This is a genomic window from Pseudomonas sp. F8002 (genome assembly GCF_013385495.1).
Classification (GTDB): Bacteria; Pseudomonadota; Gammaproteobacteria; order Pseudomonadales; family Pseudomonadaceae; genus Aquipseudomonas.
In genome coordinates, this window is the sequence record NZ_JACAPW010000003.1 from 70846 (window position 1) to 91862 (window position 21017).

Consider the following 21017-nt stretch of genomic DNA (forward strand, 5'->3'; position numbering starts at 1 on the left):
GGGCTTGCCTTGGAAGGGTATTTCAAGGCAGGCTCTGGGGGTGTTCATTATTCCCATCGCCGTGTCAGGTATTTTTTATGTCGTTACGCGTGTGCATCCTGGAAACCGATATCCTGCGTCCTGGGCTGATCGATCAGTACCAAGGGTACGGGCAGATGTTCAAGCGCCTGTTCTCCAAACAGCCGATTGCCGCCGAGTTCGTCATCTATAACGTGGTGCAGGGTGAATACCCGGCGGATGAAGAAGTGTTCGACGCGTACCTGGTGACGGGCAGCAAGGCCGACTCCTTTGGCACCGATCCGTGGATCCAGACCCTCAAGACCTACCTGCTGGACCGCCATGCCCGCGGCGACAAGCTGATCGGCATCTGCTTCGGCCACCAGTTGCTGGCGCTGCTGTTGGGTGGCAAGACTGAGCGGGCGACCAAGGGCTGGGGCATGGGCATCCATGACTACAATCTGAACGCCAAGGCACCGTGGATGAGCCCGGTGGTGGAAGAACTGACGCTGTTGATCAGCCACCAGGACCAGGTCACCACCTTGCCGGAAAACGCCACAGTGATCGCCTCCAGCGAGTTCTGCCCGTTTGCGGCGTACCACATTGAAGACCAGGTGTTGTGCTTCCAGGGCCACCCGGAATTTATCCACGACTATTCCCGCGAGTTGCTGGAGATTCTTCAGACAACGCTGGGGGAGAAGGTCTACACCAACGGTGTGGCCAGCCTGGAGCGAGACCATCACGGCGTCACCGTGGCGGAATGGATGATGCGGTTTGTGGCGCACAAACCAAAAGCGGACGTGGCCTAACTATTCGGGTTGATTGACGAGCTTTTTGTGGCGAGGGAGCTTGCTCCCGTTCGGCTGCGCAGCAGTCGCAAGCCTTGGGGGCGCTTCGCACCCCAGCGGGAGCAAGCTCCCTCGCCACAACAGCAGTTTTCCTACAGCCAGCCTGAACGCTTGAAGCTGGCCCACAAACTTGTACACCCCACCGCAATAAACCCCAGCACCGCAAAATAGCCGTAGTGCCACTGCAGCTCCGGCATGTTCTGGAAGTTCATCCCGTAAATCCCGGCCACCGCCGTCGGGAACGCCAGAATCGCTGCCCACGCGGCAAACTTGCGTTGCACCACGCTTTGGCGCGAGGCTTCCAGCAACACCCCAATCTCGATGGTCTGGCTGGCGATATCCCGCAAGGTGGTCAGGTCTTCCATCTGCCGGGTGACGTGAATCTGCACATCGCGAAAGTACGGGCGCATGTTCTTGTCGATAAACGGGAAGCTCAGTTTCTGCAATTCCTGACTGATCTCCACCATCGGTGCCACATAGCGCTTCAGTCGCAGCACATCGCGGCGCAGGCCGTGGAGCTTCTGGATATCCGCTTCACTCAGGGAGTTGCACAACACGTTGCGCTCCAGCTCATCGACCTCGGCATGAATCGCCTCGCTCACTGGCTGGTAGTTCTCGGTAACAAAATCCAGCAGCGCATAGAGTACGAAATCTTCCCCATGCTCCAGCAACAGCGGCCGCGCCTCACAGCGCTGGCGCACATAGCCGTAGGACGCCGAATGGCCGTTGCGGGCGGTGATTATGTAGCCGTTGCCGGCAAAGATATGGGTTTCGATAAACTCCAGCTTGCCGTTATCGCGCACCGGTGAGTAGGTCACGATAAACAGCGCGTCGCCGAAGGTTTCAAGCTTGGGCCGGCTGTGTTTTTCCAGGGCGTCTTCGATGGCCAGTTCGTGCAGGTTGAACTGGCGCTGCAGGTTGGCCAGTTCCAGCGCGCTGGGCTCCTCCAGGCCGATCCACACAAAGTGGTCAGGCTTGGCGGCCCACGCGGCGCCTTCGTCGAGGGTGATATCGGTGACTTTCTTTCCGGCGCTATAGACGGCGGCCGCAACAACTCTACCCATAGTGCTGATCGCTTCTTCTTGAATGGCAGATGACAACTGTCAGGCAGCTTAGCTGCCCTGCCCAATCAGAGTCAGCAAATTCGGCGGGGTTCAGCCGTGATTGCAGGCGTGGTTTGCAGCTCGCGGTCCATCGCCTCGATGCAGTCGCGCATTTGCTCGCGGCAGGTCTGCATTAACAGCGGCATGTCATCCATCGTCAGCCCCTTCGTAGGAATCGGCGGCAACGAGCGAATCAGAATATCGCCACTGTTCCAGCTATTGAGCTTCATCTGCTTCACATAGGTGCTGACACACACCTGCACAATCGGCACACCTGCGGCGATCGCCATCTGGAACGCGCCTTTCTTGAACGGCAGCAGGGTTTCACCGAAGTTGCGCGTGCCTTCCGGGAACACCCAGATCGAGGTGTCGGCATGCGCCAAGGTGTGGGTGGTGGTCAGCATCGAACGCCGCGCCTTGTGCGCATTGCCCCGGTCGATCAACACATTGCCCGCCAGCCAGAACAACTGTCCGAACAACGGCACCCACTTCAGGCTCTTCTTGCCGATACACACCGTGCGGTACGGCACCACGGTGCCGAACACAAACAGGTCGTAGTTGGATTGATGGTTGGCGATGATCACGCAACTGCTGGGCTTGTGACGCAGCGAGTCGACATCGGCCTTCACTCGCAGGCGCAATAGCCACATCGCCGGCACCGCATACAGGCGCGCGCAGTAACGGCTGTTGTCCGGATTGAACGGCCGACAGATCCCCAGTAGCACGCCCAGCACGCCCGCAATCATAAAATGCAGGCCCATCAACAACATGCGTAACAAAAAAAGCATCGACACAGCCCATCGGGACAAAAGGTGGCGCAGTGTACGGATGTGCACTGTATTCGGCAATTGCCCCTATAGAGTCAGGAGATAGGCGATGTTTAAGCGCATGTTTCAACATGCTGTGACAGACACTGTTTAGAGCGGTTGTAGGCAATCCGGAATTCTTTGTAAGAAAAAGCCCGACTCAAGGTCGGGCTTCGATTCAGCAGGCGTAGGTTTGATTAACCCAAGTGCCCCTGATCCTGAATGATCGCGTCATCCAGGGCTTCCAGCAGCGCCTTACGTACCTTCAGCTTGGTGTGCTTGTGGGCGTTCATATTGATCTTCTTCAACTGGCGAGCCGCTTCCAGTGCGGCTGCCTGCAACTCTTCCGGCGCCACCACCTTGTCCAGGAACCCGGCGCCCAATGCGTCCTGCGGGTTAAACATCTCGGCATTGATCACCGATCGGTGGAAGGCCGACTTGCGCAGACGATCCCGCGCCAGCTCGATCCCGGCGTGGTGCATGGTCATGCCGATCATCACTTCATTCAGACCAATGCTGAACGGTCCGTCTACACCGATCCGGTAATCCGCCGACAACAGCAGGAATGCCCCCTTGGCCACCGCGTGCCCGGGGCACGCCACGATCACCGGGAACGGGTGCGACAACAGGCGGCGGGCGAGGGTGGAGCCCGACGTCACCAGGCTTACCGCTTCTTTAGGGCCGGCGGTCATCACCTTCAAATCATAGCCACCGGACAAAATCCCCGGCGTGCCCGTGATGATCACCACCGCCCGATCCTTCTCGGCCTGATCCAGCGCTTGATTAAACGCACTGACCACTGCCGGCGAAATGGCATTCACCTTGCCGTTGCTCAGGGTCAGGGTCGCGATACCGTCTTCGAGGTGGTAGGCAATCAACTCACTCATGACGCGATTCCTTGTAATGCTTGTAATAGAAGGACAGACGGCAGACGTTACCCACCGCGCCCGCCCTGGTAAAGCGCCATGACTGACTACCCAGTCAGACTTTTCCCCCATGCCCACCCGCAGGCGGCCTTCGGCAAGGCGCAGCAGCTACTATAGACAAGCGCCGCGAGTGCCCGAGAATGGCAGAATCGCCGTGGTGTGCGTGGCGCCGCAGAGGGCTGGAACGGCATAACCGCCTAAGCGCATGAAAATTCTGAAAAAAACCTTTGCCATCGGAAAAGCTTTCGACTACATTAGCGCGCCTCGACAGACTGAATCAGTTTGACGAGATACGGTGAAGTGTCCGAGTGGCTTAAGGAGCACGCCTGGAAAGTGTGTATACAAGAAATTGTATCGAGAGTTCGAATCTCTCCTTCACCGCCAAATTCGATGTAAACAAAACCCCTGGTTTCGAGAGAAGTCAGGGGTTTTGTGGTTTCTGGGGTTTGAATACAGGGTTGTGCTAGAGAAAAATTTTCTCTAGCATCTGTCCCCATGGCTACCCTTCACAGTGAACGAAACTGGAAAATAAAAATCTATCCCGACGACCACGCGCCGCCGCACTTTCACGTGCAAACGCCGGACGGAGAGTCGTTGGTTCAGATAGAAGGGCTGGTGGTTCTCGGCAAAGGTGCCGAAACCAAGGCCTTGAAAGCTGCCCTGCTTTGGGCAAAAGTCCATACCACTGATCTTTGGCGCGTATGGAATGAACAAAACCGGAGGAACTGACTTATGACCAGCAAGCTTCGCATCTCTGCTGTGCAACCAGTTGCCGGCAAGCATGCCATCGAAATTGAGTGGAATAACGGTAAGCGGCACACCGTTGATCTCACTGATCACATAAATACCTTCCCGATTCTAAAACCCCTTCAGGACTTGGCTCTATTTGGTCGGGTTGAAGTCGGTGAGTGGGGCTTTGACGTGACTTGGGGCAATGACCTGGAGTTGTCCTCCGTCACCTTGCATCGTTTGGCGCTGGAACAGTCCGGCGAGGTCATGCTGACGCAGGACTTCAGAAAGTGGATGCTCAGCAACAATCTGTCGCTCTCCGCTGCGGCTGTGGAACTAGGCTTCACTCGTAGGACCATTACTTCCTACAGCAGCGGGGCCGCTCTGATTCCCAAGCATGTAGGGTTGGCGTGTAAGGGGTGGGAGTACGAGCATAAGGCTCGTGGCACACGTTGCGTTTAGGTTGGGTAATGTTCGCAAAAAGGGATGACTGAGAGGTCGTCCCTTTTTCGTTTTTGCGGGGTCAAGCCAATGGGTTCAGGAATACTGCGCTGCCATCCTCCGACCTATGACATCCAGCAGATCGCATCCATCGCGTAACGGAATTGCGCAGAGCAAGGAAAAGTCGCCCAGCACGACCGTATCACTACTGATTTCTGCACGCAGCGCCAGGTTTTCTAGAACTTGGGTTACGGCGCGAATCCGATAGTTTGCAGCATCAAGCAGGACATCCAGCGGTGCTGTTGTGTCTACGAAAAGGGCGGGTGTGGTGCAGTCGTTGCTGGTGAGTGCCATATATTGATTCATACGGGAGTCCATCTGAGACAAATAGAAAAATAGCTAACCTTTTTTCAAGTTAGACCTTCATAAAACAGCCGCCGCCTGAAAAACTGGTTCGCAGAGTTTTAGTTTTCAGATTTGTCTTCGAGTCGCCAAACTCGGTCGCCATGACGGCGACCGAGGAACTATAGACCTAGCATTACGAGGCGGGCAGGGCATGCTTTCAGATTGATCTGTAGGAAATCACTCCGACTGACCAACTGCACCCCCTCAAGCCTGCACATACACCCAAGCCGTCAACCCCGAAGCCAACCCCACCGAAACCCGCTTATAGTCCGACACCTCATACGCATCCGCCGCCGCCAGCTCCTTCTCGGTAATCTGAAACACCATCCCCTCAACACTGTCTTCATTGCGCCCGCTGGGAGCAACGATCGGATGATGGGTCTTGCCGCTGGCCGCCAATACCTCAGGATCGGTAATCTCCACCCAGCTTTTTGAATACCCCAGCATCGCATCCTGCTGGCCCACCAACTCCCGACCAAAGTTGGCCAACTGCACAGCCTTGTCCTGCAACGTGCCGTAGGAAAACAACAGCACGGGAAATTCGGTCGAGCATTCCATCTTTATTCCTTGAAAAGTTAAGCCAGCAAATCTTCGTAAAACGCACCATAAGCCCCGCTCGGGTGCGCGATCTGTATCTCCAGAATCCACAGCCCTTCATTGGGATACTGGTCAAAGTCCCCAAGATCACCGCCACGATAAATCGCATGGGGGAAATCGCTGACGCGGTGCCCTTTGATGTCGAGGTTCAGCACCCAACCCATTTCCTTCGCTTGCTCTTCGGCAAAACGATACAGCTCCAGGCCGACGACTTTGTCGTTCCTCCAGCGCCGCTCAACCCGATCAAACAGCTCTTTTGCCGCGCTCGCACATGCCTTCATCTCGGGGTCGTTACCGGTGCTGAATGTCGCCCCCGCATCACCTTCATGGCCTTGCCACACGGCGCCCATGTCGATGAAGTAGATGTCGTTTTCTCCCAGCACCGGGTCGCCGTCGGAGCGTTCCTTGAACGTCTTGAGGGTGTTGGCGCCAAAGCGCACCAGCAGGGGGTGCCAGATGCGCTGCATGTCGAGGTCGGCGAGGACCTTTTTGCCGAGTTCGCGGGCTTCGGATTCGAGCATGCCGGGGCGGATGAGCCTGGACAGCGCTTCGATGGCGCGCCAAGTCATGGCCTGGGCGTAGCGCATTGAGTCGATGCTGTAGGCGACGCCCACAGCTTCCTTGGATGATTGTGCGGTCACCGGCTTTTCCTCGGCTTTATAGTGTCAGGCGTTATGCGTTTTACTATATAGCGATGGCAGGATGGAACCTAAATATGCAACCACGCCATCCCACCCAACACCACACTCACACCACCGGCGGTATACGCCATGCGCTTCAACCATTCCTTCCTTGTCAGCAACGTGATCGCCGCCAACGAAATCGCGATCTGAATCGCGGTCATTGCCTGTGCCCAGCGGTGATGTTGATGCAATGCCTGCTCTGACTTTTCATCCCATTCCTTCGAGGTGGCTTCGAGCTTTTCGGCCTGTTTGCGCACGTCTTCCTTCTGGGTTTTATAACGCTCGATCTCGTCGGTGTAGTGCTTGGCATCAACCCCCGGAATATGTGTCGCCAGCTCCGCAAGGTTCTGCCGGCTGGATTTGGCCTGGTAGTAGTTCCACTGGTTGGCGGCTTCGGTCTTGAAGATGGCGGCGTTGTTTTTGTCCATCGCCGCTTCGCTTTCGGTGGAGCCGGCCTGGTAGCTGAGCATGGCGCCGACGGTGGCCATGATGGCGGTCATCACGGCGATGCGGCTGGCGAAATTGTCTCCGCTGCGGTGGGCATGTTCGGTGGCGTGTTCGACGTGTTTTTCGTGGGGGCTGGGGACTTCGAAGGCTTCGGACATGGGGCCGTCTATGAAGGGTTTGAGGGACTCTGATTCTTCACCAGCGAAGCTGTCTCAATCCTGTACGTAATGCTGCAAACCGGCCACCAGGGCGTCAAAGGTGACGCGGCAGCGCGGGCTGTTGCGCAGGTCTTCGTGCATGGTGACCCAGGTGTCCAGTTGCAGGGCAAATGCGTCCGGCAGGACCCGGCTCAGGCGGGTGTCTTGCCGGGCCAGTTTGACCTGGCAGCCACCGATGCCGGCGCCGGCGCGGATCAGGGCCAGTTGTGCGAGGTCGCTGTCGCTGCTGAGGGAAAAGGCGCTGCGCTCGAAGCCTTTGACGGCCAGGCTGCGGATGAAGGCGCTTTCCTGGTCGTAGCCGATGACTGAATGAGCTGAGAGATCATTCAGGCCCTGGGGGATGCCATGTTGTTGCAGGTAGTCGTTGCGCGCATGCAGGCCGACTTCAATAACGCCGATCCTTTTCGCCAGAAGTTGTTCCTGGCTGGGTCGGACCATTCGCACCGCGATGTCGGCCTCCAGTTGCAGCAGGTCCAGCAGGCGATTGCTCAGCACCAGTTCGACCTTGAGGTGCGGGTGCTGCTGGCGCAGGCGGGTGATGATCGGCGGCAGGACTTCCACGCCGATCACTTCGCTGGCAGATACCCGTACCACGCCGCGCACTTCGGGGCCTTGGGGCGACGCGGCGCGCTCGAGTGCGGCAGCCGTGGTTTCCATGGTTTCGGCATGGGTGCGCAGGGTGAGGGCGACCGCCGTGGGCAACAGGCCGCTGGCGGAGCGGGTGAACAGCACCACGTTGAGGGATTTTTCCAGCGCAGCGATGTGCCGCCCGACGGTGGGCTGCGTGATGCCGAGCTGCCGTGCGGCCCCCGACAACGATCCTTCCTTGAGTACCCCGAGGAACGACCGGTAAAGCTCCCAACCAATATTTGATGCCATGCATAAATGTATAGCGTCTGGATGATCTTCGGCAATTCCTCTATAGCCCGCCGGCGAACAGAATCGCTCCATCAAACAACCCTCAGGGGAAAAAGCATGAGCAAGGTTCTGGTATTGGGCGCGACAGGCGGGATTGGTGGCGAGGTGGCGCGGCAGTTGTTCGCTGCCGGCTGGCAGGTATGTGCCCTGACGAGGGATGTGGATAAGGCCCACAAACAGAACGCCGATTTCACCTGGATAAAAGGTGATGCGCTGAACCGTGGGGAAGTCGTCGCGGCGGCCAAGGGGTGTTCGGTGATCGTGCATGCGGTCAACCCGCCTGGTTATCAGCGCTGGGCAGAGCTGGTGTTGCCGATGATCGATAACAGCATCGCGGCGGCAATCGCTGAAGGGGCGACAATTGTCTTGCCGGGCACGGTGTACAACTTCGGGCCTGATGCCTTCGCGCGGTTGGAGGAAGATTCGCCGCAGCATCCACTTACCCGCAAGGGCGCGATCCGGGTGGAGATGGAGCAGCGTTTGCTTGAGGCGACCCAGCAGGGCGCCCGGGTGTTGATCGTGCGGGCAGGCGATTTTTTCGGCGCCAAGGCCGGCAGCAGCTGGTTTTCCCAAGGCCTGGTCAAACCCGCAAAGCCGGTGGCCAGCGTGAGCTATCCAGGGGCGCCGGGCGTGGGGCATCAGTGGGCTTACCTGCCTGACGTGGCGAGGACCATGGTCGAGTTGATTGCACGCCGCGACAGCCTTGATGCCTTCGCCCGTTTTCATATGGCGGGGCACATAGATGCCGATGGTCGGCAGATGAGCCAGGCGATTCAGCGGGTGGTGTCACGCAGGACCGGCCAACAGCCTTCTGTACGTGCTTTCCCGTGGTGGCTGCTGAAACTGGCCGCGCCCTTTGTCACCACCTTCCGCGAGATGCAGGAAATGCGTTACCTGTGGCAAACCGAGGTGCGCATGGACAACCGCCGCCTCGTACAGATATTGGGCAGCGAACCGCACACGCCTTTGGACGAGGCGGTTGAGGCGACATTGGTGGGTATCGGCTGCTTGCCTAAGCGCGCTTGATCAGCCGCACATACACCGCGATATTGATCGACAGCACCAGCGCGCCCAGCCCCAGCTGTATCTGCGGCGTCAGCCCGGCCGGGTAGATCAGGGCCAGGATGTAATGCTCGATAAAGCCGCCGCCATATCCGTCCTGCCCGGCCAAATGACGAAACAGATTTTCCCAGCGGGTCAGCGGGCAGGGCAGATGGAACACTTCCACCGCAACGCCCCAGGCAGCAGCGGGCAAGTGCAGCCACATCACGGGCCGCCATTTGAGGGCGAGCAAACCGCCAAACAGCACGAACAGAATGAACGACAAATGAAACAGCACCAGGCCGTCGGCGGCGAAGCGGTAGAGCATGATGGGGTTCGCTTTTTGAATGGATCAGGTCCCGAATTCTTCCTTCAGGAACTCGATAAACACCCGCAATTTCTTCGGCGTGTTCGTACGGTTGAAGTAATACAAATACAGCGCGCTGTGGGCAATCCAGTCGTCCAAAACCTCCACCAACTCACCGCGTTGCAGGTACTGCTCGACGCTGGAGCGCGCCACGTAGGCAAAGCCAAACCCGTCCAGCGCACCGCGCACCATCAATTCAACATCGTTGGTCGCCAGCCGGCCTTTTACCGTAACCCGCATCTGCTTGCCGGCTTTTTCAAAGTCCCAGCGGTGCAGCGAGCCGGTCTGCGCACTGCGGTAGTTGACGCACTCATGCTCGAGCAAGTCGTGGGGATGAGTGGGCAGTTTGCGCCCCTGCAAATACTCCGGCGTGGCGACGATGACGAATCGCAACTGCGTCGCCACCGGCACCACCACCATGTCTTCGGCCAGCACATGGTCGTAGCGGATGCCCGCGTCAAAACCCTGGGCGACGATGTCCACCAGGCTGTTGTCCACCGCCACTTCCAGGTTGATGCCCGGGTATTTGCGCAGGAAGCGCTGGAGCAACGGTTGCAGGACCATTCGGCTGGCGGTGGAGGGAATGTTCAGGCGCAAGGTGCCGGCGGCGTCGACCGTCGCCGCTGCTACGCTGTGCAGGCTGGTTTGCAGTTCTTCCAGCAGCGGCGTGATCTTCTGGATCAATTGCTCGCCGGCCTCGGTCACGCTGACGCTGCGGGTGGTGCGGTTGAGCAGTTGCACACCCAGCTGTTTCTCGAGGGCGCGCACGCGATGGCTGACGGTCGACACCGACAGGCTGCTGGCGTCGGCTGCCTGGGTGAAGCTTTTCGAGCGGGCGACCTGCAGGAACAGTCGCAACTGCTGAAAATCGGGCGTGTCCATTGTGTGGTATTTCCGAAAGGGCCTTGTGGATTATGCATCTTTTTAGCAAGAACAGCGGCGCGCATACTTTTCCTACACACACGAGGATTGGCCCTTTATGACGACTTCCACCGCAAAACCCGTCTGGTTCATCACTGGCTGCTCCACCGGTTTCGGCCGTCAGCTGGCGTTGCACACCCTGAGCCTTGGCTACCCGACCGTGGTCACCGCGCGTAATCCGCAGCAGGTGCAGGACATCGTTGCCGGTCACGAAGAAAACGCCCTGGTCCTGATGCTGGACGTTACCGACCAGGCCCAGGTCGAGGCGGCGGTCAAAGCGGCTGAAGAACGTTTCGGCCATATCGACGTACTGGTCAACAACGCCGGTGTCGGCTACTTCGGCTCCTTCGAAGAAAGCGACCTGGATGACGTGCGCAACATGTTCGAAATCAACGTGTGGGGCCTGAGCGCCATGACCCGCGCGGCCTTGCCCGGCATGCGCGCCCGGCGTTCGGGCAGCATCGTGAACATTTCCTCGGTGGGCGGTGTGGCGGCGTTCCCGTCGCTGAGTTTCTACAATGCGACCAAGTTTGCGGTGGAGGGCCTTTCCGAGGCGCTGTCCCAGGAAGTCGCGCCGTTGGGGATCAAGGTGTTGCTGGTCGAGCCGGGCCCGTTCCGCACCGACTGGGCCGGGCGTTCGGCCAACGAGGCGGCTCACGGGATTGCCGACTACAAGGAAACGGCGGTGGCACGGGCCAATATGGTTCGCAACTACAGCGGCAAGCAGCCGGGTGATCCGGTGCGTGCGGCGATTGCCATCGTCAAGGCGGTGGAGGCCGAGCAGCCGCCATTGCGCCTGTTGTTGGGCAAGGCTGCGTTGACCTTTGCGCGGACCAAGGTGAAGGCGCTGAGTGCGGATTTTGATGCGTGGGCTGAAGTAACTGAGGGCGCTGATTTTCCCGAGTAACATTCAAAGCCGTCATGGCGGGTGACTGGTGACGAGGGAGCTTGCTGTGGCGAGGGAGCTTGCTCCCGCTGGAGTGCGCAGCGCTCCCGCTTTTTTAGGGTCGCTACGCAACCCAGCGGGAGCAAGCTCCCTCGCCACATGGGTTCTCTGCCAGGTTAACTGCCTGCCTTATTTGGCAAACACCACCGGCACCGTAAACCGCAGCTTGCTGCCCTCCGGCGGGCGCGGTACCGGGGAGGCCCGGCTTATCATGTCCAGCGTCGCGGCGTCCAACTCCGCAAAACCTGCCGAGCGAACCACGCTCGCACTTAACACTTTCCCGTTGCTGTCGATTTCAAACCGCAGATACGCCACGCCCCGGTCGCCACGGTCTCGGGCGTTTTGCGGGTAACGTTTGAATCGCTCCAGATGTGCCAGCAATTGCGCTTCCCATTGCACCTTCAGCGCCGGGTCGGCATTGCCACGAGACGACTGGTTCGCCGCCGTGGTGTCAGCGGTTTGCGCATCGAGCTTGGGTGGCGCGGTAGTGGCCGACGGCGCCGGTTGTTCCTCATGTTTCTCTGGCGCTGCTTCAAACTCCCGAGCGTGTTCCGGCGCCGATGAATAGCTGCCTTGGGCCGTGTCCTTGAGAGGCGATGTGGCCTGCTTGGCCGGGCTCGGTTTCTTCGCCGGTATGACCTTTTTCACTACTTCTTTCGGCGGCTTTTCCGACGGGGTATTCAGCTGTTTCTGCACCACCTTGTCCGGCGCCACTTGCAGGTCCTCTTCCACGGTTTGCGCCACGGGCGCGGCGGCCAGTTCGATGATCATGGCTGCCGGCACGGCCTCGGCCACCGACACCGTAGGCGAGTACAGCAGCCACGCGGTGATGCCCGCGTAGATGCTCAGGGTGATCAGTGTCGCCACGCTCCATAACGTTTTGCGGGGTGGGTTCAGGTAGTCGTGGGTCATGTCAGAACTTTACCGTCAGCCCCGTACGCAATGTTCGTCCCGGTGCGGGCATAAAGCTCTGTGCCAGTGGGTCGAGGTAGTACACGTTGGTGAGGTTTTGTACCGAGAAATCCAGTTGGGTGCCTTTTACAATTTCATAGCTGGCGAACAGGTCGAAGATCGCGGATTTTCGGTAGTACATCTGGTTGGTGGTGATGCCGTCGTTCCAGGGCTTGTTGAGCTTGGCGGTGGGCGCGCTGTTGTAGACCATGCGCCCGCCGAGCACCAGGCTGTTGTCGAACCAGCGGCTGCCCAGGGTGGTGTTGATCGAATACTTGGGTGGGTTCTGGGTGTTGGTGTAGGAGCCCGGGAAGCCACCGTCGACGCAATTGGGCGTGTTGGGATCATCCTCTTCCCGCAGTCTTTTCGCGATGTCCGGGGCGCAGGTCTTGGCGTTCAGGTAGTAGGTGGCGGAGACGTCGGTGAACACTCGGCCCATGTCGTAGCTGGTTTGCAGTTCGATGCCTTTGACCGTGAAGCTGTCGACGTTCTGCAGGTTGCCGGCAAAAATGTCGGTGTAGTCACGGGTGATGTAGTTTTCGATCTTGTTGTTGAAGTAGGCGAGTTTGGCGGCGGCGGTGTCGCCATCCACCAGCAGGCTGTTTTTCAAGGTGCTGACGCCGAACTCCCAGTTCTTGCTGCGCTCGGGCTTCAGGTTGTCGCCGGGCACGGCGGCGGTGAACAGGCCCAGGGTGGACTCGAACAGGCTCGGCATGCGCACGCCCTGGTTGTAGTTGAGGTACACGAAGCTGTTATCGGTGACGTTGAGTTTGACCCCGAATGAAGGCGCAAAGGCGTGATCCTTGCGTTCGATGGGGGGCGCGTAGGTGTAGCTGGTGGGGTCATCGTTCTCGTCGAAGGTGGCCGCCTTGGCCTTGCGGTTGTGGTCCTTGCTGCTGAACTCGCTGTAGCGTCCACCGACGGTAATCGTCAGCGGCTTCACCGGCTTCCATTCCAGAGAGCTCACCAGGCTGCCCTCCTGGCGCTCGCCGCTGCGGATGAAGCGGTTCTTTTCCAGGTCCGATTGCAACACCGGTGAGTTGTCATCGGGGCCGAGGTTTTCTTCCTGGTAGGAGCCGCCGTAGGACCAGGCGAATTTGCCAGCCCGGGTATCGAAGCGCGAGGTGTTGTTAAGGTCGATGCCCCAGCGCTTGTCCTTGGTGCGGTTGCGCAAGGCGTCCTGATAGGTTTCACCGAGCGGGTCGGCGTCGTCGTCATGGCCATACAGCGGCGTCACGGTGACAAGGCCGTTGAACGCTTCACTCTGGGCCTTGGTGGTCCAGGCGTTGGCGCTGAAATCAATCAACGGATTGTCTTCGGGCTTGAAGGTATAGCGCGCGGTGTAGGCGTTGATGCGCATGGTGCCGGGCTGCCATTGCGGCACGCTGCCGGAGGTATTGCGGATCACTTGCGAAGGCATCACCTCGCCATATTCGCCATCGGTGTAGCGGTAGGTCAGCTCCAGTGTCTGGTCTGGCGAGGGCTTGATGATGGTCTTTAGCAGCACGGATTCAGTGTCGCTGGAGGTGTTGAACACTTCGCTGTCGGGCTTGAAGAACTTGGCCGCGCTGTTGGCTTCCTGGGTGACGTAGATGTACTTCCTGGTTTTCGGGTCGTATTTGCGCACCTGCTGGAAGACCTGGTAACCCTTGAAGCCTTTTTTGCCTGCGTAATAGTTGCCGTTGTCGCGCTGGGAATAGGCGGCGACAAAATCCACGATGGCGCTGGTGCTGGCGAACGCGAGGCTGGCGGAATGCGAGTTCGGATCGGTCAGGCCATTGCTGCCGTGGTGGGGCGTGGATTTGTATTCGGTCGGGCGGTCGACGCTGTTGCTCGAGATATCGCCCTTGAGGCGCAGGCCGTAGGTTTCGCCGTCCTTGAGAATGTCCTTGGGTTGCAGTGTTTTCATCTTGACCATGCCCCCAATGGCGCCCGCCGCGTCGGCACCCAGGCTCGGGCCCTTGTCGACGGTGATGGAGCTGATCAGGTCCGGGTCGATGTAGCTGCGCTGCTGCATGCCGCTGTAGCCCCGGTAGGCATCAATCGCCTGCTGGCTGCCGTCGACGGTCACCGGCACCCGGCTTTGGCCCTGGATCCCACGAATGTTCACGTCGAGGGCGCCGCCGTTGCGGCTGTCACCGGTCTGCACGCCAGGCACGCCCTTGAGGATGTCGGCGGGGGAGGAACCGCGGAATCGGTTGATGGTCTCGCCGGAGATGAATACGCTGGAGCCGGCCTTGGTGTAGACCTGCGCCGCATCGCCGGTCAACCGGCTGGTCTCGCCGCCCTTGATGGTGATAGGGCCGAGTAGTGCCGATTCGTCGAGGTCGTCTGGAGCGGCGTTGGCCTGGCTGCGACGGCTGAGGATCAGGCTGCGCTGGCCGTCGATTTTCCAACTCACCGGCGCCTCGCCCAGCAGACGTTGCAGGGCTTGGTCCTGGGTGAAGTTGCCGCGCAACGCCTGGGCTTGCAGGCCATCTACCAGGCCGGCTTCCACGCCCAGTTGCAGGTTGGCCTGGCGCGCGAAAGCGCTCAGGGCGGTCGCCAGCGGTTGGGCGGGAATGTCGAAGAAACGGGTCGCCTGATCACCGGGTGTGGTAGTGGGCTCTGCGGCCACCGCCAGGGTTGGCTGGAAAATCGCGCTGTTGATGGCTACGCACAAAATGGCCAGTGCGGCAGGTGATCGGTTACCCATGGTTCATCGCCTTGGTGTTTGGTATTGCGATTCATTCGCAATACAAGGAGCTACAAAGACGTACACCTCGGGCGTTTTTTTCAGCGGCACTGCAATTATTTTTCGGCGACGGTTTTTTTGCTGCCGATGACGGTGAGCAACGGTGAGTACTGGCGCACTTCCCCGCCGATCGGTGCGACCAGCGCTTGCAAGGCGCGCTGCGTGTCGCGCATGTCGTACAGGCCGGTAACGCGCTTGTTGGCCAGGGCCGGATCCTGAATCACGATCCAGCCGCGCTGATAGCGGTCCAGTTGTTCCACCACCTGCGCCACGCTGACGTTTTCAAAGAATTGCGCGCCGTTGATCCAGCCGGCAACTTCGGCTGGTACCACGGTTGACGGTGTGCCGAGGCCGCTTTGGCGGTCGATCCACACGCGTTGCCCGGCAGCCAGCCGGTACTGGCCGTTGACGCCCACGGTGCCGTCGCGCACTTCCACGCTGAGGCCGGTGGTGCGGCGGGCCACATCGAACGCGGTGCCAAGCACGCGAATCACGGCGTCTTCGCTGCGCACCTCGAAGGGCTTTTTGGCGTCGTGGACTACGTCGAAAAACACTTCGCCCTGCAGCAGCGTGACCTCCCGCTGACTCTCGTTGAAGCGCACGTTGACCGCGCTTTGTGGCGCCAGGGTCAGGCGGCTGCCATCGGCCAGGGTGACCTCGCGGGTTTGCGCGGTGCCGGTGCTGTAGTCGGCGCGCCAGCCCGGGCTCAACGCCAGGGTCGCGCACACCGCCAAGGCACTGACACACGCGGCGGCGAGCAGGGGCAGGCGTGCCCGTCGTGGCCAGTGGCGTTGGGTGGTGGCCGGTTGTTTGCCCAGTGTGTCCCACGTGCGATTGACTTGGGCCCAGGCCTCGAAATGCTCGTCGTCGCTGTGCAGCCAGCGATCGAAGTCCTCGAAACGCTCGGGCTGGGTTTGCAGGTCCAGCAGCCACTGGCCGGCGTCTTCCAGGCTCTGCGCCGAAACGGTCCGAGACAGGTGGGCGTCATGCATACGGGCGTTCCTTGCTGTGCTCGGTGTGGGTGGCGACACTGGAGGCCAGGTGAACGATGGCGTCCTTGACCAGGCGATGGGCGGTGGAAAGCGAGATATTGAGATGATCGGCGGTCTGCTGCAACGTGAAACCACCCAGGCGATGCATCTCCACCGCGATGCGCATTTGTTCGGGCAGGCTCGCCAGGGCGGCGGCGATGCGGCTGGCGTCATCCCCGTGAACCACCCGTTGTTCGGGCGACAGTTCCCGGCCAGGACGCATCCATTGTGGCGGCATCTGCTGCTGGCGTTTTTCCGTGGCCTGGCGGCGCACCGCGTCCAGCGCCAGGTTGCGCACGATCCGGTACAGGTAGGCCACTGGTTGCTCCACGGTATCCTCATCGCTGGCGCAGAAGCGCAAAAAAGCGTCCTGCACCACGTCCTCGGCGCGTGCACGTTCGCCCACCACAACCTTGGCGTAGTTGATCAGTGCGGGGCGGTGGTCGAGGTAGAGTTGCAGCCTGGCGGCGTTGTCAGTCACAGCGAAACTCAAAAGGAGATCAGAGCCTGGAAGCGCCGCGACGTTAAGTTAATTGAGAGTAATTATCAATACCGGCCTTTAACGGTTGCTTGCAGCGCAGGCTGGCCGTTATTGTGCTGAATCCTTTTAGTCCTTTTGCCCACGGATCTGTAGTGATGAATGCACCGCGTACCGCTGTCCCGATCAAGGCTGTCATTTTCGATATGGACGGGTTGTTGCTGGACACAGAAGGCATCTACACCGAAGTCACACAGATCATCGCCGAACGCTACGGCCGTACCTATGACTGGGGGATCAAGCAGCACATCATTGGTCGCGGCGCCCAGGACCTGGCGGATTACGTGGTCAAGGCGCTGGACCTGCCGATTACCCCCGCAGAATTCCTGGTGATCCGCGAGCCGCTGATGAGCGAGCGTTTCCCCAAGGCCTTGGGCATGCCGGGTGCTGAGGCGCTGGTGCGGCACTTGAAGGCGCATAACATTCCGATTGCCGTGGGCACCAGTTCGTCGCGCAACTCGTTTGGCCACAAGACCACGTTGCACCGTGAGTGGTTTGGGTTGTTCGACACCATCGTCACGGCGGATGACCCGGAGGTCGGGGCGGCCAAGCCGGCGCCGGATATCTTCCTGACGGCGGCGCGCCGCTTGGGTGTGGCACCAGAGAATTGCCTGGTGTTTGAGGATTCGCCGTTTGGCGTGACAGCGGCGAAGGCTGCGCACATGACCGCGATTGCGGTGCCGGATGAGGCGATGGCGGACAGCAAGTACCACCATGCCGACCAGATTATTCGCAAGTTGGCTGACTTTGATTTGGCGGCGTATGGCTTGCCGCCGATGCGCTGATCCCTCTGAAGCCACTGGATTAAAAATGTGGGAGCGGGCTTGCTCGCGAATACGGTGTGTCAGCCGATACATGTGCTGACTGATCCACCGTATTCGCGAGCAAGCCCGCTCCCACATTTAGTCCTGCGGTGCCTTGGGCAATGTCTTCTGCCGCAAAATATAAACCGTCACCAACACCGCACTGGTCAGCATGAACCCTCGCGCCCAGATCAGCGGCACCAGGTAGCAGGAAAACCCGATACTCACCCACATCAACCCAATGGCATACACCTTGCCCTTGAGCGGAATCCCGTTGCCATCCAGATAGTCACGAATCCACGGCCCCAGGCGCGGGTGTTCCACCAGCCAGTGGTAGAAGCGCGGGGAGCTACGGGCAAAGCAGGCGGCAGCCAGCAGAAGGAAGGGGGTAGTGGGCAGCACCGGCAGGAAGATGCCGATTACCCCGAGCGCCACGCTCAACCAGCCGATGGCCAGCAGAACGTAACGCAGGATCACGGAACGGTTGCCCATGGGCGCCACGGGCAACGGTCTTAGTGGTGGCGAGGCTTGAGGATCGCCGGCTTTTCGTCAGGTGCGTTGCACAGCAGGTACAGGGCGGTCAGCGCTTCCGGGATCTGAACGATCATGTCGTCCATCAGGTTGGCGTCGGCGGCGATGTCGGAGAATTCAGGCTGTTCGTCGAACAGGCCGGAACCGACCATGATCGGCAGCAGCATTTCGCTGACTTCTTCTTCAGCCGTTTCGAACCAGGCTTCTTCACGCAGGAACACGCCTTCCATGAAACCGATGCACCAGCCGCGCAGTTCGGAGTCGTCCGGGTCTTCGCCCAGGTCCAGGTCGCAAGGCAGTTCGAACTCTTCATCGGAAGCCAGTTGGCGGCCAATGTGAGCCTTGAGGGCCAGCAGGGTCGATTCGATTTCTTCGCGCTGGGCGGCATCACTGTAGTGAGGCTCTTCGGAGAACAGGGCGTCGATCCATTCACGGTCGGGAACGACATCGGAGCAGATCGACAGCGCGGTCAGATAGCCGTGGGCGGCCACGTAGTCCAGCGCCTCGTCGTGCAGCTCATCGGCATCGAGGAAGGCTTGCAGGCGGGTTAGTTGCTCAGCGAAGGACATTGACGGACTACCTTGGGAATAAACGATGGGCAATTCTAGGCTTTCTTGAGCTGCCAGGCCAGCCGCAGCACAGATTTGAGAGGTATTTGAGCCCGGCGGCAATTCACCAACGGCACCCTTTGCCGGGTAACGCTCGGGTATACTGCCGCGTTTTGTGATGCCCCTGCAGGCCAAGCGCCAGTCGCGGGAAAAGTTCGCTTACGGATTATTTCCCGCTCAAGCGTGCTTTTTCGACCAGCCTGTACAGAGGGATTTCGGCGATATTTGGAGTTTTTCATGCTCGAGCAGGCTCAACGCGTCCTCAAGGACATCTTCGGCTACGACAGTTTTCGTGGCCGCCAGGGTGCGATCATTGAGCGCGTGGCCAACGGCGGTGACGCCCTGGTGCTGATGCCTACCGGCGGCGGCAAGTCGCTGTGCTTCCAGGTACCGGCACTCCTGCGGGAAGGGCTTGCGGTGGTGGTGTCGCCGTTGATCGCCCTGATGGACGACCAGGTGGCCACCCTTGAAGAGCTCGGCGTGGCGGCCGCTTCGCTGAACTCCACCCTCAGCGCCGAACAGCAGCGTGACCTCGCCGCCCGGATCAAGCGCGGCGAAGTGAAGATGCTTTACCTCGCCCCCGAGCGCCTGGTGCAGCCACGGATGCTGGCGTTCCTGCAGAGCCTGGAAATCGCCCTGTTCGCTATCGACGAAGCCCACTGTGTGTCCCAATGGGGCCACGATTTCCGTCGTGAATACCTGCAACTGGGCCAACTGGCGGAACTGTTCCCCAACGTCCCGCGCATCGCCCTGACCGCCACCGCCGACAAACGGACCCGCGAAGAAATCGTCGAGCGCCTGCACCTGCAGAACGCCGAGCGCTTCCTCTCGAGCTTCGACCGGCCGAATATCTTTTACCGCATTGTGCCCAAGGAACAGCCGCGCAAGCAGTTGCTGGCGTTCCTCTCCGATCGGCGCAGCGACGCCGGCATTGTCTATTGCCTGTCGCGCAAGAAGGTCGATGAGGTCGCCGCATTCCTCAGTGAACAAGGCTACCCGGCACTGCCGTATCACGCGGGTTTGCCCAACGAACTGCGGGCCTACCACCAGAAGCGCTTCCTCAACGAGGAAGGCCTGATCATGGTCGCCACCATCGCGTTCGGCATGGGTATCGACAAATCCAACGTGCGCTTCGTGGCCCACATGGATTTGCCCAAATCCCTTGAGGCGTACTACCAGGAAACCGGGCGTGCCGGCCGTGACGGCCTGCCGGCGGATGCCTGGATGGTCTACGGCCTGCAAGACGTGGTGATGCTCAAGCAGATGCTGCAGAACTCCGAAGGCGACGAGCGCCACAAGCGCCTGGAACAGCACAAGCTCGACGCGATGCTGTCGCTGTGTGAAGAAACCCGCTGCCGTCGCCAGACCTTGCTCGCCTACTTCGACGAAGACATGCCCAAGCCCTGCGGCCACTGCGACAATTGCGTGGACGGCGTGCAGACCTGGGACGCCACCGAGCCGGCGCGCCAGGCGTTGTCGGCGATCTACCGCACCGGCCAGCGCTATGGCGTCGGCCACCTGGTGGACGTGTTGCTGGGCAAGGACAATGAAAAGATTCGCAGCTTCGGCCACGAAAAACTCTCGGTCTACGGTGTGGGCAAGGCTCGCGCCGAAGGTGAGTGGCGCTCGCTGTTCCGGCAGATGGTCGCCCGTGGCCTGGTGGACATCGACCTGGAAGGCTACGGCGGCCTGCGCCTGAACGACAGTTGCCGGCCGCTGCTCAAGGGCGAAGTCAGCCTGGAGCTGCGCCGCGACCTCAAGCCGCAAACCACCGCCAAGAGCAGCACCAGCCAGGCCAGCCAACTGGTGCGTTTCGAAGAGCGCGAACAGTGGGAAGCCCTGCGCGCGCTGCGTAAGAAGTTGGCGCAGGAACACAGTGTGCCGCCTTACGTCATCTTCCCGGACTCCACCTTGCTGGAAATGCTCCGCGACCATCCCACTACCCTGGGCGAGATGGCCAGGGTCAGCGGCGTCGGTGCGCGCAAGCTGGAGCGTTATGGCCAGGCCTTCCTCGAAGTGCTCGGCGGCCAGGTCGAGGCGCCGAAAGAGGTCGCCGACATCCGCCACGAGTTGATCAGCCTCGCCCGTGCCGGCATGACCCCGATCCAGATTGCCGGGCAGCTGCAGTGCTCGGAAAAGAACGTCTACACCTTGCTCGCCGAGTCCATTGGCAAGCAGCAGTTGTCGTTGGAGCAGGCCCTTGATCTGCCGGAAGATTTGCTCGGTGAAATCCAGGATGCATTCCTGGACGGAGAAGGCGAATTGCCACCTGTTTCCGAGGTTGCGCCACTGTTTACCGGCCGCGTTCCCGAGGGCGTTTTGTACTGCGTAAGGGCCGCTTTGCAGTCGGAATTCGAGATTTGATGTGCCGATTACGACAATGTAACGAATCAGTACATACCGGGTCTTGCCTACTGGCATGGGTCAT

23 protein-coding genes and 1 tRNA gene are annotated in these 21017 nt (G+C 60.0%); 8 read left to right on the top strand and 16 right to left on the bottom strand.

The annotated features are described in order from the left end of the window. Nucleotides 1-77: 77 nt before the first annotated feature. Nucleotides 78-806: an amidotransferase gene (locus HX811_RS05340; RefSeq protein WP_177045113.1), complete on the top strand. Its 729-nt coding sequence runs from the start codon at nucleotides 78-80 to the stop codon at nucleotides 804-806. A 131-nt stretch (nucleotides 807-937) separates the two neighbouring features. On the opposite strand, the gene HX811_RS05345 is transcribed toward HX811_RS05340, so the two are convergent. The 3 genes from HX811_RS05345 to HX811_RS05355 form a co-directional block, all read right to left on the bottom strand. Then, complete coding sequence (locus tag HX811_RS05345) at nucleotides 938-1909, bottom strand: magnesium and cobalt transport protein CorA (protein WP_004371189.1); 972 nt, start codon at nucleotides 1907-1909, stop codon at nucleotides 938-940. A gap of 71 nt (nucleotides 1910-1980) precedes the next feature. Continuing rightward, complete coding sequence (locus HX811_RS05350) at nucleotides 1981-2736, bottom strand: 1-acyl-sn-glycerol-3-phosphate acyltransferase (RefSeq protein WP_008434894.1); 756 nt, start codon at nucleotides 2734-2736, stop codon at nucleotides 1981-1983. A 215-nt stretch (nucleotides 2737-2951) separates the two neighbouring features. Next, nucleotides 2952-3641, bottom strand: a complete 690-nt coding sequence (locus HX811_RS05355) for a crotonase/enoyl-CoA hydratase family protein (RefSeq protein WP_102369687.1) — start codon at nucleotides 3639-3641, stop codon at nucleotides 2952-2954. Between the two features lie 333 nt (nucleotides 3642-3974). On the opposite strand from HX811_RS05355, the gene HX811_RS05360 reads away from it, so the two are divergent. From HX811_RS05360 to HX811_RS05370, 3 genes are all read left to right on the top strand, one after another. Next, nucleotides 3975-4064: transfer RNA gene (locus HX811_RS05360), tRNA-Ser, on the top strand. A gap of 111 nt (nucleotides 4065-4175) precedes the next feature. Further along, nucleotides 4176-4409, top strand: coding sequence for a DUF4160 domain-containing protein (locus tag HX811_RS05365; protein WP_087692755.1), 234 nt, complete (start codon nucleotides 4176-4178; stop codon nucleotides 4407-4409). A gap of 3 nt (nucleotides 4410-4412) precedes the next feature. After that, nucleotides 4413-4871, top strand: coding sequence for a DUF2442 domain-containing protein (locus HX811_RS05370; RefSeq protein ID WP_087692754.1), 459 nt, complete (start codon nucleotides 4413-4415; stop codon nucleotides 4869-4871). Between the two features lie 75 nt (nucleotides 4872-4946). Here HX811_RS05370 and HX811_RS05375 read toward each other — a convergent pair whose 3' ends face one another. From HX811_RS05375 to HX811_RS05395, 5 genes are all read right to left on the bottom strand, one after another. Further along, complete coding sequence (locus tag HX811_RS05375; RefSeq protein ID WP_087692753.1) at nucleotides 4947-5216, bottom strand: short-chain dehydrogenase; 270 nt, start codon at nucleotides 5214-5216, stop codon at nucleotides 4947-4949. A gap of 243 nt (nucleotides 5217-5459) precedes the next feature. After that, complete coding sequence (locus HX811_RS05380) at nucleotides 5460-5813, bottom strand: gamma-glutamylcyclotransferase family protein (protein WP_177045115.1); 354 nt, start codon at nucleotides 5811-5813, stop codon at nucleotides 5460-5462. Between the two features lie 17 nt (nucleotides 5814-5830). Continuing rightward, on the bottom strand, nucleotides 5831-6493 hold the full coding sequence (locus HX811_RS05385) for a M24 family metallopeptidase (RefSeq protein ID WP_177045117.1): 663 nt from the start codon (nucleotides 6491-6493) through the stop codon (nucleotides 5831-5833). A 68-nt stretch (nucleotides 6494-6561) separates the two neighbouring features. Next, nucleotides 6562-7140, bottom strand: coding sequence for a DUF4337 domain-containing protein (locus HX811_RS05390; RefSeq protein ID WP_008434886.1), 579 nt, complete (start codon nucleotides 7138-7140; stop codon nucleotides 6562-6564). Between the two features lie 54 nt (nucleotides 7141-7194). Next, nucleotides 7195-8079 (bottom strand): LysR family transcriptional regulator, encoded by an 885-nt coding sequence (locus HX811_RS05395; RefSeq protein ID WP_177045119.1) that lies wholly within the window; start codon nucleotides 8077-8079, stop codon nucleotides 7195-7197. A 96-nt stretch (nucleotides 8080-8175) separates the two neighbouring features. Here HX811_RS05395 and HX811_RS05400 point away from each other — a divergent pair, with 96 nt between their 5' ends. Then, the gene (locus HX811_RS05400) at nucleotides 8176-9144 is read left to right on the top strand and encodes an SDR family oxidoreductase (protein WP_177045122.1); all 969 of its coding nucleotides are present in this window, start codon (nucleotides 8176-8178) and stop codon (nucleotides 9142-9144) included. On the opposite strand, the gene HX811_RS05405 is transcribed toward HX811_RS05400, so the two are convergent. Further along, nucleotides 9131-9487: a DUF2784 domain-containing protein gene (locus HX811_RS05405; protein ID WP_177045124.1), complete on the bottom strand. Its 357-nt coding sequence runs from the start codon at nucleotides 9485-9487 to the stop codon at nucleotides 9131-9133. The two genes, HX811_RS05400 and HX811_RS05405, sit on opposite strands and share 14 nt — an antisense overlap. Nucleotides 9488-9511: 24 nt before the next feature. Then, nucleotides 9512-10408, bottom strand: a complete 897-nt coding sequence (locus HX811_RS05410; protein ID WP_177045126.1) for a LysR family transcriptional regulator — start codon at nucleotides 10406-10408, stop codon at nucleotides 9512-9514. A 97-nt stretch (nucleotides 10409-10505) separates the two neighbouring features. Here HX811_RS05410 and HX811_RS05415 point away from each other — a divergent pair, with 97 nt between their 5' ends. Continuing rightward, nucleotides 10506-11354: an oxidoreductase gene (locus HX811_RS05415; RefSeq protein ID WP_177045128.1), complete on the top strand. Its 849-nt coding sequence runs from the start codon at nucleotides 10506-10508 to the stop codon at nucleotides 11352-11354. A 168-nt stretch (nucleotides 11355-11522) separates the two neighbouring features. On the opposite strand, the gene HX811_RS05420 is transcribed toward HX811_RS05415, so the two are convergent. The 4 genes from HX811_RS05420 to HX811_RS05435 form a co-directional block, all read right to left on the bottom strand. Further along, entirely contained in the window at nucleotides 11523-12305 is a 783-nt protein-coding gene (locus tag HX811_RS05420; RefSeq protein ID WP_177045130.1) for an energy transducer TonB, read from the bottom strand. A gap of 1 nt (nucleotide 12306) precedes the next feature. Beyond that, nucleotides 12307-15039, bottom strand: a complete 2733-nt coding sequence (locus HX811_RS05425; protein WP_177045132.1) for a TonB-dependent receptor — start codon at nucleotides 15037-15039, stop codon at nucleotides 12307-12309. A 95-nt stretch (nucleotides 15040-15134) separates the two neighbouring features. Further along, nucleotides 15135-16070 (bottom strand): FecR family protein, encoded by a 936-nt coding sequence (locus HX811_RS05430; protein ID WP_177045134.1) that lies wholly within the window; start codon nucleotides 16068-16070, stop codon nucleotides 15135-15137. Next, nucleotides 16063-16590, bottom strand: coding sequence for a sigma-70 family RNA polymerase sigma factor (locus HX811_RS05435; RefSeq protein ID WP_177045136.1), 528 nt, complete (start codon nucleotides 16588-16590; stop codon nucleotides 16063-16065). The genes HX811_RS05430 and HX811_RS05435 overlap by 8 nt, the downstream gene beginning before the upstream one ends. A 155-nt stretch (nucleotides 16591-16745) precedes the next feature. Here HX811_RS05435 and HX811_RS05440 point away from each other — a divergent pair, with 155 nt between their 5' ends. Then, nucleotides 16746-17432 (top strand): HAD-IA family hydrolase, encoded by a 687-nt coding sequence (locus tag HX811_RS05440; protein ID WP_177045138.1) that lies wholly within the window; start codon nucleotides 16746-16748, stop codon nucleotides 17430-17432. Nucleotides 17433-17549: 117 nt separating this feature from the next. Here HX811_RS05440 and HX811_RS05445 read toward each other — a convergent pair whose 3' ends face one another. Together HX811_RS05445 and HX811_RS05450 are read right to left on the bottom strand one after the other, a co-directional pair. Continuing rightward, complete coding sequence (locus tag HX811_RS05445; protein ID WP_004371165.1) at nucleotides 17550-17942, bottom strand: YbaN family protein; 393 nt, start codon at nucleotides 17940-17942, stop codon at nucleotides 17550-17552. A 20-nt stretch (nucleotides 17943-17962) separates the two neighbouring features. Continuing rightward, nucleotides 17963-18550 (bottom strand): YecA family protein, encoded by a 588-nt coding sequence (locus HX811_RS05450; RefSeq protein ID WP_004371163.1) that lies wholly within the window; start codon nucleotides 18548-18550, stop codon nucleotides 17963-17965. Nucleotides 18551-18826: 276 nt separating this feature from the next. Between HX811_RS05450 and recQ the strand changes: the two genes are divergently transcribed. Next, the gene (recQ, locus tag HX811_RS05455; protein WP_177045140.1) at nucleotides 18827-20953 is read left to right on the top strand and encodes a DNA helicase RecQ; all 2127 of its coding nucleotides are present in this window, start codon (nucleotides 18827-18829) and stop codon (nucleotides 20951-20953) included. The last annotated feature ends 64 nt before the right edge of the window (nucleotides 20954-21017 follow it).